The following is an 11,344-nucleotide window of genomic DNA, read 5'->3' as shown; positions in this document are numbered from 1 at the left end:
CGGTAGTCAGGTCTCCTCATACCGTTTCCTCATGAGTGAGACAACATCCACCCCACGGGACCAGCCCACCTGGTTCGAGATCCGGGTCCAGGGCCACCTGGCGCCCCGCTGGCAGGCCTGGTTTGGTGCCGAGCAGTTTGAGGCGCACGACGACGGCACAACAGTCCTCCGCGGACAGGTCACCGACCAGGCACAGCTATTTGGCATGCTCCAGAAGGTGCGCGACACGGGCCTGCCCCTGGTTTCCGTCGCCAGGCTTGACCAGCCGGTACCCCTTCCAGAGGACGTCCGGTGAACAGCACCAGGCAACCCAACCGGTGGTGGGTTCCGGCGGGCCTGATTCTCCTGAACCTCATCCCGGTCATCGGCGGGGCGTTCCGCGTCACTGAGCTGACCGGCGGTGCTGACATCACACCGGGAAATGAACGGTTTTTCGACTCCCCGGCTCCCGTACTGATCCATATTGCCAGCGCCACGGTCTATGCCTTCCTCGGCGCGTTCCAGTTCATCCCATCCTTCCGGCGCCCGCAAAAGGGCAGGCGCAGCTGGCACCAACTCGTGGGACGGATCCTGGTTCCCGCCGGCTTCCTCGTCGCGCTCTCGGGGTTGTGGATGACCCTCTTCTACGCACTCCCGCCGAGTGACGGCGTCGTGCTCTACATCCTGAGGCTGGTATTCGGTACGGCAATGCTGGCCTTCCTGGTCCTCGGGGCCCTGGACATCAGGCGACGGAACTTCACGGGCCACGGCGCATGGATGACCCGCGCCTACGCCATCGCTGTGGGAGCAGGAACCCAGCCGCTCCTGCTCATGATCCCCGAGCTCACGTCCGGACCACCGGACGTGACCACCCGGGCACTGCTGATTGGGGCCGCCTGGGTCATCAACCTCGGCGTGGCCGAATACGCCATCAGCCGCCGCCGGCTCCAACTCCCCGCCCGGCGGACCCAACCCAAAACCCTGCAACCACAGCAAAGGACAGCACCATGAAGGCCGCCACCTACCGGCAGTACGGGTCCCCCGACGTCGTGTCGGTCGAAGAAATCGCAAAGCCCCCGGTTGCCCCGCACGACGTGCTCGTCAAGGTTCACGCCAGCACGGTCAGCGCCGCGGACTTCCGGGCCCGGAGCCGCATCGTTCCCCGCGGACTGGCGATACCAACCGCCCTTTCCCTGGGCATTCTCAGGCCCCGGAACAACGTCCTGGGCATGGACGCGGCCGGAGTTGTCGAGGCCGTTGGATCCGACGTCACAGCCTTTGCCCCTGGCGACGAAGTCGTTGCGATGCTCGGAGCCAGGTTCGGAGGCCACGCAGAGTACGTGACCGTCCCCCAGGACGCCCCCGTCACCGCCAAGCCGCGCAACATGGGCTTCGAGGAAGCCGTGACCCTTCCCTTCGGAGGCCTTCCCGCGCTCGCAGCCCTGAAGCAGGCCGGGATCAAGCCCGGGGACAGGGTCCTCATCAACGGCGCGTCGGGTGCCGTCGGAACTGCCGCGGTCCAACTGGCCAAACATCTCGGTGCCCAAGTCACCGGCGTCTGCAGCAGCCGCAACGCAGACCTGGTCAGGTCCCTCGGCGCGGACCGTGTCATCGACTACGGCACCACCGACTTCACCGCCGAAAAGCAGGAATACGACGTCGTGATGGACTGCGTGGGCAACGCGCCCTTCGCCCGGGTACAACACCTGATCAAGCGGGGCGGTGCGCTGCTCCTGGTCGTGGCCGACCTGAAAAGCGCGCTCCTTGCCCCCGTCCAGGCCCGGCGCTCCGGCAAGAAGGTGGTGGTGGTCAACGCACACCACGCGGCCGCGGACCTGGCATACCTCGTGGCCCTCGCCGAAGAGGGCCACTACCGGGCGGTGATCGAACGGACGTACGCCTTCTCCGACATCGTGGACGCACACCGCGCCGCCGACTCGGGCCACAAAAAAGGCAACATCGTTCTGCTGGTCGCGCCCGCAGGCTAAGGCCCACCCCTACCCGAAATCACAACCCAGGACTCCACCATGCCAACAACTACCACCCATGTTCCCGGGCAGTCCAGCCCCCAGCCTCCGGAACTGCCGGACAGCAAACCGGTCATCCTCTCCGCCCGGGACCTGCACAAGTCCTACGGGCGCGGCAGCACCCGCTTCGACGCCCTCGCCGGCGTCAGCCTGGACGTACGTGCCGGCGAATCGCTCGCCATCATTGGCAAGAGCGGTTCCGGGAAGTCAACTCTGATGCACCTGCTCGCCCTGCTCGACCAACCCGATAGCGGAACACTCAGCGTTGGCGGAGCCGATGCCAGGCAGCTCGGGGCCCAGCAGTTGAACCGGCTGCGCAACGCCGACTTTGGCTTCGTATTCCAGCAGTTCTTCCTCACCCCGAACGCCACAGTCCTGGACAACGTTGTGCTTCCACTGAAGATCGCAGGAGTGGGCGCCCGCGAGCGCAAGGCACGGGGCCTGGAGGTTCTGGGGCAGCTCGATATGGAAGACAAGGCCAACAACAAGGCAGTCGCCCTCTCCGGAGGCCAGAAACAGCGCGCGGTTATCGCCCGTGCCCTCGTCAACCGCCCCAAAGTGATCTTCGCCGACGAGCCGACCGGGAACCTGGACACGGCAACGGGACGGCTGGTGGAAGACATCCTGTTCGAGCTCAACCACAAGCATGGGATCACACTGGTGATCGTGACCCACGATCCCGACCTCGCGGCCCGGTGCGACCGCCAACTGTTCATCCGGGACGGCCGCGAGGTCAGCCCGCAAGACCTTCCAGGGACCTCGGCATGAAAACCATCGACGTCATCACCTCCGCCGCGGGCAACAGCTTCCGCAGCAAGGCCAGGACCATCCTGACGGTCACGGCCGTCTTCATCGGAGCATTCACCCTGACCATAACCAGCGCGATCGGCACCGGGGTCTCCAGCTACATCGACACCCAAATCGCAGCGTTTGGCGCCCCGGACGTGCTGTCAGTCATGAAGTCCACCGAAGCCACGCCAGAAGACGCCGGCCCGACCCCCTACGACCCTGAACGCGCGGCAGGTGCCCCGTTCCAGGACGACACCGACCCGCTCACCGCCAAGGACCTGGAAAGCATCGCCGCCGTCCCCGGAATCCTGGACGTCAGCGCGGCACGAAACCTCGCACCGCGCTACATCCAGTACGCAAACAGCGGCAGGTTCGAACTGGGTGTCAACGCAAACGCCTCGTTGAGCACGCCGCAGCTCGCGGCCGGCTCCCAGCTCAGCACCCAGGGAAGCGAACCGCAGATCCTCCTCGTCAGCAACTATGTGCAGAGCTTGGGTTTCTCCGGGCCCGAAGATGCCGTGGGGAAGACGGTCATCATCGGCGTAGCCGAATACTCCGGGGTCATCCGTGAAGTCCAGGCAGTGGTTGCGGGCGTCCAGACCGAAACCATCCTCGCCTCCGGTGCAGCGCTCAACCCAGTACTGGCAGGGGCTATCGACGACATCCAGAACACCGGCAAGCCAGCGGAAATGGCGGCACTTTCAGCCCTCGCCACGGCTCATTTCGATCCCGCCCTGGACACAGCCGCCGTCGACGGCATCAAAGCGGAACTGGCCGGCAAAGGCTTCGTAGCCCTGACCGTGGCGGACCAGATCGGGGTGATCCAGTCAGTCATCAGCGGCATCATCGGTATCTTGAACGCCTTCGCCGTCATCGCCCTCATTGCTGCAGGGTTCGGCATCATCAACACGCTGTTCATGAGCGTCCAGGAACGTACCCGTGAGATCGGCCTGATGAAGGCCATGGGCATGGGCGGCGGCCGGATCTATGCCCTGTTCAGCCTCGAGGCGGTGTTCATCGGACTGCTTGGAAGCCTCATTGGTGCAGTGGCCGCCGTCGCGACCGGCACCGTTGCCAATACGTACCTCACGGGTACGGTCGTGGCAGACCTGGAAGGCCTCCAGGTCCTCCGGTTCGCGCCGGCGCCTATGGCCCTGGTCATCCTGCTGGTCATGCTCATCGCCTTCCTCGCAGGCACGCTTCCCGCACGGCGGGCGGCACGCCAGAACCCCATCGAGGCCCTCCGCTACGAATAGGGAACGGCGGACACGGATCCGTTGCCTTCTGAGCCGGCACGGACACGTTTTGACGGCGGCACTGACCCAAGTGCCGCCGTCGTACGTCCCGCCGCCATTCGCGGAACACTCAACTCCGGTCCGCCCGGCGGGTGAAGACCAGATGGACCACGCCCTGCGGCGAGGGGGTCGCCTCAATGTCAAAGCGTTCCTCGAGGCCCTCGAGCCCGTCCCAGAGCCGTTCACCCCGACCCAGAATGATCGGCACGAGAACGATATGCATATGGTCAATCAGGTCTGCCTCGAGGAACTGCCGCACCGTGCTGGCACCGCCGCCGATCCTGACATCCAGGCCGGGTGCCAGGGCGCGGGCCTGTTCCAGCGCGGAAACCGGGTCCGCGTCCACAAAATGAAAGGTTGTCCCGCCTTCCATTTCCAGGACCGGCCGGGGATAGTGCGTCAGGACAACCACGGGGGTGTGAAACACGGGGTTGTCGCCCCACCAGCCCTTCCAGTCCTCGTTCTCCCACGGTCCGCGTTGGGGGCCGAACTTGTTGCGGCCCATGATCTCCACGCCCACCCCGGTCCCCCACTGGCTGGCGAACGACTCGTCAACACCGAAGGATCCTTCAGTTTCCCCGTGGAGGCCCATCGCCCGGAACGTCCGCGTCTCGAAGGCCCACTCCAGCAACCGCGTCCCTGCATGGCCGAACGGAGCGTCCAGTTGCTGGCCCTCGCCGGTGCCGAAGCCGTCGAGGGAGACCGAGAAGTTGTGCACGCGGACGAGGGACATGTCAGCTCTCCTGAAGTGTCGGTGGCAGCCACTGTAGGGCGGTCAATCCCCACTGCTCAAGACCCGTCACCGGCGTACCCTGAAACCATGGACTCCGACGTCCTGGAACTGCGGCTCCGCACCGGCATCACCGTGCCGTGCCTCGTTGAAGACAATGAGAAGGACGACCGCGGCGCGCCGCCACTTTTGCTGCTGCACGCCTGGGGCGAGTCCCGCCACTGCTTCGACAGACTGGTCCCCCGGCTCACTGGCTGCCGCGTCTATGCCCCGGATTTGCGCGGCCAGGGCGGGGCGGACAAACCGGCGGACGGCTACTCGCTGGCGGAGCAGGCCGAGGACGCCGCAGGGATCCTGGACGCGCTCGGCGTGCCGCGGGCCGCCGTCGTCGGCTCCTCAAGCGGGGGCTACGTGGCCCAGCAACTCGCCGTCGCGCATCCCGAAAAGGTTGTGGCGCTGGTGCTGGTGGGGTCACCCCTGAGCCTGCAGGGACGGCCGGCCTTCGCCGACGAGGTGGACGCGCTCACGGACCCGCTCGACGAGGCCTGGGTGCGGGACTCGCTGGCCTGGTTTCCCCTGCTGCACGACGTCCCCGCCTGGTACCTGGAGGACCGTGTCCGTGACGGACTTCAAATGCCTGCCCGGGTGTGGAAGGCCATCCTGAACGGACTGTGTGAAGCCGCCCCGCCCACCGAATCCGGAACCATCCATGCGCCCACACTCATCCTGTGGGGCCGTCAGGACAACCTGTTGCCGCGCAGGGACCAGGAAACCCTGGCGGCCCGGATCCCCGGCGCAGTCCTGAAGGTCTACCCCGACGTCGCGCACATGGTCCTGTGGGAATGCCCGGACCGGGTGGCGGAGGATACTACGGCGTTTCTCCTGTCGGTTGACCAGCCGTCAGCACCCCGGGCACCGCGCGACCGCCCTGGCCTGTACCGGACACCCTAACCGTCCCGCCTAAGATGAGGCATGGACTTCACGGGCGTGCTCTGGACGGTACTGGGGGCCGCGCTGATTCTGCTGATGCTCGCCGACGTCTTCTACACACTCCTTTACCCGCACGGTTCCGGTCCCGCGGGCCGGGCCATCATGCGCGGCTTCTGGCTCCTGGCCCGGAAACTGCCGGGCCGGGGATCCGCCGTCGCGGCGCCGCTGGCGATGGCCAGCGTCATCGCGGTCTGGGCAACCCTGGCCACCGTTGGCTGGGCCCTGCTGTACCTCCCCCACCTGCAGGGCGGCTTCGTCTACGGTGCCGGCGTTCCCCAACAGGCCGACTTCACCGAGGCTCTTTACGTCTCGATGGTCACCCTGTCCACCGTGGGGTTCGGTGAGATCGTTGCCGCCAATCCGGTGCTCAGGCTGGTCTCCGCCCTCGAGGCCGTCACCGGCTTCGGCCTGCTGACCGCAACCGTCTCCTGGATCCTGCAGACCTATCCCGCCCTGAACCGGCGTCGCGCCCTGGCCCACCAGCTGAACCTGTTCCGCGAAGCGGCAGGACCCGAAGGCCTTGAAGCTATGGAGCCCCGGCACGCGGCCGGGCTGCTGGAGTCGCTGGCCAGCAACGTGGCCACGGTCAGCATCGACCTGGTGGCGTTCCGCGAGACCTACTACTTCCGCGAAGTGGAGCAGCGGGGCTCCCTCCCTGCCACTGTCGCCTACGCCCAGCAACTGGCGTCCCAGGCCGAGCAAAGCGACAGCCGGGAACTGCAGTTTGCCGGACGCATGCTGCACACGGCACTGGACGGGCTCGCCGACGTCCTCCGCGGCAAGTTCGGACATGCAGGGGAAACGTCCTCCGACGTCTTCGACAGCTACGAGCTGCACCACCGGCACCGGCGGGCGGAGGAAGCCGGCACCTAACCCCACCCGATGGTCGCCCCGTTGGACGTCATCAGCACCCGTCAATTCAGGGAGCGGGCCCTCGCTGTGATAGTCCGGTAGTCATGTCTTCTTTATCCGGAACCCCCACCACGGCCACTGCCGCCGAGGAACGCAGCGCCCGCATCGCCGTCACGCTCTTCCCCCTGCTCATCCTGGCCGGCGGCGCCGTAGCGCTCGCCGCGCCCGCAGCCTTCACGGGCCTGAGCTCATGGATCAACCCGCTCCTGGGCATCATCATGTTCGGCATGGGCCTGACGCTCACGCCCCCTGACTTCGCCATCATCGCCAAGCGGCCCATCCCGGTGGTGATCGGGGTGGTGGCACAGTACGCCATCATGCCGTTCCTCGGCTGGCTGATCTCGGTGGCACTCGGACTGCCTCCCGCGCTGGCAGCAGGCGTCATCCTGGTGGGATGCTGCCCCGGCGGCACGGCATCCAACGTGGTGTCCTACCTGGCCAAGGGGGATGTTGCCCTGTCCGTGGCCATGACCACCGTGTCAACGCTGCTTGCTCCCCTGCTGACCCCGGTGCTGGCGCTGTGGCTGGCCGGGCAGTACATGCCGGTGGACGCCGGCTCCATGGCCTGGTCCATCGTCCAGATCGTCCTGTTCCCCGTGCTGCTGGGCCTGGTGGTCCGGCTCTTCCTGCCGCGCCTGGTCAACAAGGCGCTGCCCGCCCTGCCCTGGATCTCCGTCATCGCCATCACCTTTGTGGTGGTAGCCGTGGTGTCCGGAAGCGCCAAGGCGATCTTCTCCGCCGGGCTCCTGGTCCTCGCCGCCGTCATCCTGCACAACGGCCTGGGCTACGCCCTCGGCTACGCCGCCGCCAGGCTGTTCCGGCTTCCGGTTCCGTCCCGGCGCACCACCGCAGTGGAAGTGGGCATGCAGAATTCCGGCCTGGCCGCAGGCCTGGCACGCACGTACCTGACGCCCGAATCGGCCCTGCCCGGCGCGATCTTCTCCGTCTGGCACAACGTGTCCGGCGCCCTCCTGGCCGCCTACTGGCGGCGCCGCAGCACTCCTGCCGTGCGGGACGGCGGGCAGGTTCCGGCGGCGGTCACGGAGTAACCCTCCCCGCAGGAAAGGTACGACGGCGGCGCTCGCCCGAGTGCCGCCGTCGTCCGTTTTTGCTCACATCACCGTTGGCTTCCCCGGCCCGCTCCTGTGGGACGCCCGCGCGATCTCGAAGCTTTCCTCGAACGGCAGCGTGTCCACGTCAAGCAGCGGGTTGTGGTCCTGAGTCTCCACCAGCTTCCGCGCCGCCTCAACAGACTCCACATTCGGCATGGACCCGGGCAGGTGCCGCCGGGCCGACTCCGGCAGGAAGTAGATCGCCACGGCGGCAACCGCGGCCACGGCCATGAGGTAGTACGCGATGGCCATGTCGTCGCCGGTCAGCCCGATAAGGGCCGCGATGATGAACGGGGCTGTCCCGCCGAAAATCGCCACCGCCAGGTTGTAGGCGATGCCCATGGCGGAAAAGCGGTGCTCGGTGGGAAACAGCGCCGGCAGCGCGGAGGCGAGGTTCGGCACCGAGAACGCCACCGGGAAGGCGATCAGCGCCAGGCCCAGCAGCGTTGCCGGGACGCTGCCCGCCGCGATGGCCAGGAACGCCGGCACCGCGAACACCACCGTGCTGGCGGCCCCGATCCACAGCACCGGACGGCGGCCGATCCGGTCCGAGAGCAGCCCGGTGAACGGGATGCACAGCGCCATCCCCACCAGCACCGGAATGGTCAGCAGCGTCCCTTCCACTTCGCTGTACCCCTTGTTGGTGGTCAGGTAGGTGGGCATGTAGGAGGTCAGGGCGTAAGCCACGGTGTTCGCGGCCGCGGCCAGGATCATGGCGAGCAGGACGGGCCGCCAGTGCGCCTTCAGGATCCCCAGCGGGCCCACCGGCCGGAGCTCCTCCCCCGTCTCGGGATGCCTAGCCGCCACCGCTTCGGCTTCCTGCGTCGCCTTGAAGGCGGCGGACTCCTCAATCTTCATGCGGAAGTAGACGGCCACGGCACCCAGCGGGCCGGCCACCAGGAACGGAATCCGCCAGCCCCACGCCTCCATCTGTTCCTGGCCCAGCGTCAGCTGCAGGACTGACACCACCAGCCCGCCGGCCGCGAAGCCGAGGTAGCTGCCCATGTCCAGGAAGCTGACGTAGAAGCCCCGGCGGCGGTCCGGCGAATGCTCGCACACGAACGTGGTGGCGCCCGAGTATTCGCCGCCGGTGGAGAAACCCTGCAGCAGTTTGAGGACCACCAGCAGCACCGCGGCCCAGATGCCCAGCACCGCATACCCGGGCAGCAGACCGACGGCGAACGTCGCCACGGCCATCAGCATCAGGGTCATGGCCAGCACCTTCTGCCGGCCGATCCTGTCGCCCAGCCAGCCGAAGAAAATGCCGCCCAGCGGCCGGGCGATGAACGTGGCGCCGAAGGTCCCCAGCAGGAACAGGTTCTGGACGGCCCGGTCGGCCTCTGGCAAAAACACCGGGCCCATAGTGGTGATGAGGTAGCCGAACACGCCGACGTCGTACCACTCCATCGTGTTGCCCACGATGGTGCCGCCCAGCGCCTTCCGCAGCGTCCGCCGGTTCACCACGTTGACGTCAGATACCTTCAGCCGCCGCTGCCGCCCGTTGTGCTCTGTCATGGCCGTCACCGCCCGCATCGCTCATCAAGCCGGGCACGCGCCGTCGTTCTTCCTGCCCCCACGGCGGCAGCAGCCCAACACCTCCGCTCATCTTGCCACTGCCGGAGTGGCGCAACAACGGTTGCGTTTCAGCGGCAAAGTACGACGGCGGCACGCGCCTCGGGAGCGCGCCTTCTGTTTTGCCGAGTCTGCTGCTTTGGCCGGCCGTTGGTGGAGGCCGACCGAAATGTCGTACCCCCGTAAGAGGATGTTCCCATGGAAGTCAGCGCGGGAACGCGGACAGGTATGGAGGCAATTCATGCCACCGTTGCTGCTCTGGCCGCGCTTGATGCCGAGGACGCCGCCCTCGCTTCCGGCTCGTCTGGCGCTGTGGCCGGGGACGGCGTCGACGTGTTGCGGCGGGCGTATGAGATTCGGCTTGAACGGATGGGACTGGAGAAGAAGCTGGAGGCCCAGGCAGCGGCCCGGAAGGCCCTGTCCGTGGCCGAAGCCATGGACCTGCAACACGCGATGACCCCGCCGGACGCACCCCTGCACGACCGGACCTACACCAAGATCTCGACTGTGGAGGAGATCGCCGGGATCCTCACCATTAGCCCCGGAGCAGCGAACGCGCTCATCGATCAGTCCCGGCAGGTGTGTGCGCTGCCGCCGGTGATGGACGCTTTATCCGTTGGGACGCTCTCGTGGCAGCAGGCACGGATTTTCGCCGACGAAACCGAGTCCCTGGACCACGCGGCTTCTGCTGCTTTGGTGGAGCACTTCCTCGACCCTGACGCGCCCAACCCGGCGAGGGGTTGTCCCGCCGGCCAGCTGGTCCCGGCACGGTTGCGGGCAAGGCTGCGGGGCTGGCGGGAACGCCACCACCCCGAATCGATCGAAAAACGCCACCGCAAAAGCGCCGCGGACCGGCGGGTCGAGTTCACACCGGACCGCGACGGCATGGCCTGGATCTCGCCTACCTGCCCGCAGACCAGGCGTTGGCGATTTCGAACGACCTCACCGCCACAGCCCGAAGTCTCCAAGGACCCAACGAACCCCGCACCCTCACCCAGATCAAGCCGGACATCCTCGTCAACCGCGTCCTCACGAACAGGACAGCCAACGCCACCGTCCCGGCCACCGTGTCCTGCCAGGGCGAGGGCGATGCGCAGGAGGATCTCATCGGCCTGGCCACTCTCGTCGGCTCCGATGAACCCGCGACAAACCTCGGCGGCTTCGAAGTCTCCGCAAGCTACAGTGACCACTCGGACCATGTCGAACCGGTAAGCGGAACCACCACGAATCCGGATGCAGGCAAGGTCCCCACCCCCCGTGCCGAGGTGCTCGTCACCGTCCCCGTGTTCGCGCTCCTCGGGCTCACGGACGAACCCGCTGACCTCGACGGGTACGGACCCATCCCCGCCTCGATGGCCCGCAAACTCCTTGCCGACGGTGCCGAATCCTTCCGCCGGGTCCTGCTCGACCCCAGCGACGGAACACCACTCGAGATCGGGCGCACCAGTTACCGGCTCACCAAAGCGATGAAAAAGGCGTTGCAGCTGCGGGACGGCAAGTGCACCTTTCCCGGCTGCAACAACAACGCCCTGGATAACGAAGCCGACCACCTCACAGCCTGGCAGCACGGCGGAACCACCGGAATCAGCAACCTGGCACAACTCTGCCCCAAACATCACCGCCTGAAACACAACAGCGGCTGGACACCAACATCGGCGACCAAGGATGAGCCGCCAGGTTGGACCTCACCCACCGGCCGCCACTACCAAGCCGAGCAACCCGACCGCGAGCCACCACAATGGCCCCCGGGCATTCACCCGACGGAAGCCGGCCCGCCGAAAATCAGCTCATCAGAACATAGTCCCTTGGAAAGTGTGCTTCTCCAGCTCCTCTCGGCATGACCTGGCCGGGGTAGATCTGGTCGGCTCCCCTGGGGGCGCCGCCCGCTTATAGAGGCCGCTTGTCTTCCACCCGGACTGGCCCTACCGTGTAGGAACT

Annotated in this window: 10 protein-coding genes and 1 pseudogene; 9 read left to right on the top strand and 2 right to left on the bottom strand. The window is 66.8% G+C overall.

Annotated elements, in window-relative coordinates; all coding sequences use genetic code 11:
- Positions 1 to 31 precede the first annotated feature (31 nt).
- The 5 genes from ACLH0K_RS05000 to ACLH0K_RS04980 are packed head-to-tail and all read left to right on the top strand — an operon-like array spanning position 32 to position 4,051.
- Positions 32 to 295 (top strand): hypothetical protein, encoded by a 264-nt coding sequence (locus tag ACLH0K_RS05000; RefSeq protein ID WP_411375728.1) that lies wholly within the window; start codon positions 32 to 34, stop codon positions 293 to 295.
- The gene (locus ACLH0K_RS04995; RefSeq protein ID WP_411375727.1) at positions 292 to 990 is read left to right on the top strand and encodes a DUF2306 domain-containing protein; all 699 of its coding nucleotides are present in this window, start codon (positions 292 to 294) and stop codon (positions 988 to 990) included. The genes ACLH0K_RS05000 and ACLH0K_RS04995 overlap by 4 nt, the downstream gene beginning before the upstream one ends.
- The gene (locus ACLH0K_RS04990; protein WP_411375726.1) at positions 987 to 1,967 is read left to right on the top strand and encodes an NAD(P)-dependent alcohol dehydrogenase; all 981 of its coding nucleotides are present in this window, start codon (positions 987 to 989) and stop codon (positions 1,965 to 1,967) included. Before ACLH0K_RS04995 ends, ACLH0K_RS04990 begins: the two co-directional genes overlap by 4 nt.
- A 39-nt stretch (positions 1,968 to 2,006) precedes the next feature.
- The gene (locus tag ACLH0K_RS04985; RefSeq protein ID WP_411375725.1) at positions 2,007 to 2,774 is read left to right on the top strand and encodes an ABC transporter ATP-binding protein; all 768 of its coding nucleotides are present in this window, start codon (positions 2,007 to 2,009) and stop codon (positions 2,772 to 2,774) included.
- Positions 2,771 to 4,051 carry an ABC transporter permease gene (locus ACLH0K_RS04980; RefSeq protein ID WP_411375724.1) on the top strand — a complete coding sequence of 427 codons (1,281 nt, stop codon included), beginning with the start codon at positions 2,771 to 2,773 and terminating at the stop codon, positions 4,049 to 4,051. Before ACLH0K_RS04985 ends, ACLH0K_RS04980 begins: the two co-directional genes overlap by 4 nt.
- Positions 4,052 to 4,160: 109 nt before the next feature.
- Here the strand turns inward: ACLH0K_RS04980 and ACLH0K_RS04975 are convergent, their stop codons facing one another.
- Positions 4,161 to 4,823, bottom strand: a complete 663-nt coding sequence (locus ACLH0K_RS04975) for a dihydrofolate reductase family protein (protein WP_411375723.1) — start codon at positions 4,821 to 4,823, stop codon at positions 4,161 to 4,163.
- Between the two features lie 87 nt (positions 4,824 to 4,910).
- On the opposite strand from ACLH0K_RS04975, the gene ACLH0K_RS04970 reads away from it, so the two are divergent.
- The 3 genes from ACLH0K_RS04970 (at position 4,911) to ACLH0K_RS04960 (ending at position 7,771) form a co-directional block, all read left to right on the top strand.
- Positions 4,911 to 5,771 carry an alpha/beta fold hydrolase gene (locus ACLH0K_RS04970; RefSeq protein ID WP_411375722.1) on the top strand — a complete coding sequence of 287 codons (861 nt, stop codon included), beginning with the start codon at positions 4,911 to 4,913 and terminating at the stop codon, positions 5,769 to 5,771.
- 21 nt (positions 5,772 to 5,792) lie between these two features.
- The gene (locus tag ACLH0K_RS04965) at positions 5,793 to 6,683 is read left to right on the top strand and encodes a potassium channel family protein (protein ID WP_411375721.1); all 891 of its coding nucleotides are present in this window, start codon (positions 5,793 to 5,795) and stop codon (positions 6,681 to 6,683) included.
- Between the two features lie 83 nt (positions 6,684 to 6,766).
- Positions 6,767 to 7,771 carry a bile acid:sodium symporter family protein gene (locus ACLH0K_RS04960; protein ID WP_411375720.1) on the top strand — a complete coding sequence of 335 codons (1,005 nt, stop codon included), beginning with the start codon at positions 6,767 to 6,769 and terminating at the stop codon, positions 7,769 to 7,771.
- Positions 7,772 to 7,834: 63 nt separating this feature from the next.
- Here ACLH0K_RS04960 and ACLH0K_RS04955 read toward each other — a convergent pair whose 3' ends face one another.
- Positions 7,835 to 9,349, bottom strand: a complete 1,515-nt coding sequence (locus tag ACLH0K_RS04955; protein ID WP_411375719.1) for an MFS transporter — start codon at positions 9,347 to 9,349, stop codon at positions 7,835 to 7,837.
- A 255-nt stretch (positions 9,350 to 9,604) separates the two neighbouring features.
- Between ACLH0K_RS04955 and ACLH0K_RS04950 the strand changes: the two are divergent.
- Positions 9,605 to 11,247, top strand: a pseudogene (locus ACLH0K_RS04950) (DUF222 domain-containing protein).
- Positions 11,248 to 11,344 lie beyond the last annotated feature (97 nt).

The organism is Arthrobacter sp. MPF02, from assembly GCF_046605375.1.
Classification (GTDB): domain Bacteria; phylum Actinomycetota; class Actinomycetes; order Actinomycetales; family Micrococcaceae; genus Arthrobacter.
The sequence above is the reverse complement of the archived record's forward strand: the minus strand, read 5'-3'. Positions and strand labels throughout refer to the sequence as shown.

Coding starts and splice junctions, on each gene's coding strand:
- ACLH0K_RS04980 (WP_411375724.1), top strand. CDS start 2,771: ATGAAAACCATCGACGTCATCACCTCCGCCGCGGGCAACAGCTTCCGC.
- ACLH0K_RS04965 (WP_411375721.1), top strand. CDS start 5,793: ATGGACTTCACGGGCGTGCTCTGGACGGTACTGGGGGCCGCGCTGATT.
- ACLH0K_RS04970 (WP_411375722.1), top strand. CDS start 4,911: ATGGACTCCGACGTCCTGGAACTGCGGCTCCGCACCGGCATCACCGTG.
- ACLH0K_RS04960 (WP_411375720.1), top strand. CDS start 6,767: ATGTCTTCTTTATCCGGAACCCCCACCACGGCCACTGCCGCCGAGGAA.
- ACLH0K_RS04990 (WP_411375726.1), top strand. CDS start 987: ATGAAGGCCGCCACCTACCGGCAGTACGGGTCCCCCGACGTCGTGTCG.
- ACLH0K_RS04955 (WP_411375719.1), bottom strand. CDS start 9,349: ATGACAGAGCACAACGGGCGGCAGCGGCGGCTGAAGGTATCTGACGTC.
- ACLH0K_RS04975 (WP_411375723.1), bottom strand. CDS start 4,823: ATGTCCCTCGTCCGCGTGCACAACTTCTCGGTCTCCCTCGACGGCTTC.
- ACLH0K_RS04985 (WP_411375725.1), top strand. CDS start 2,007: ATGCCAACAACTACCACCCATGTTCCCGGGCAGTCCAGCCCCCAGCCT.
- ACLH0K_RS05000 (WP_411375728.1), top strand. CDS start 32: ATGAGTGAGACAACATCCACCCCACGGGACCAGCCCACCTGGTTCGAG.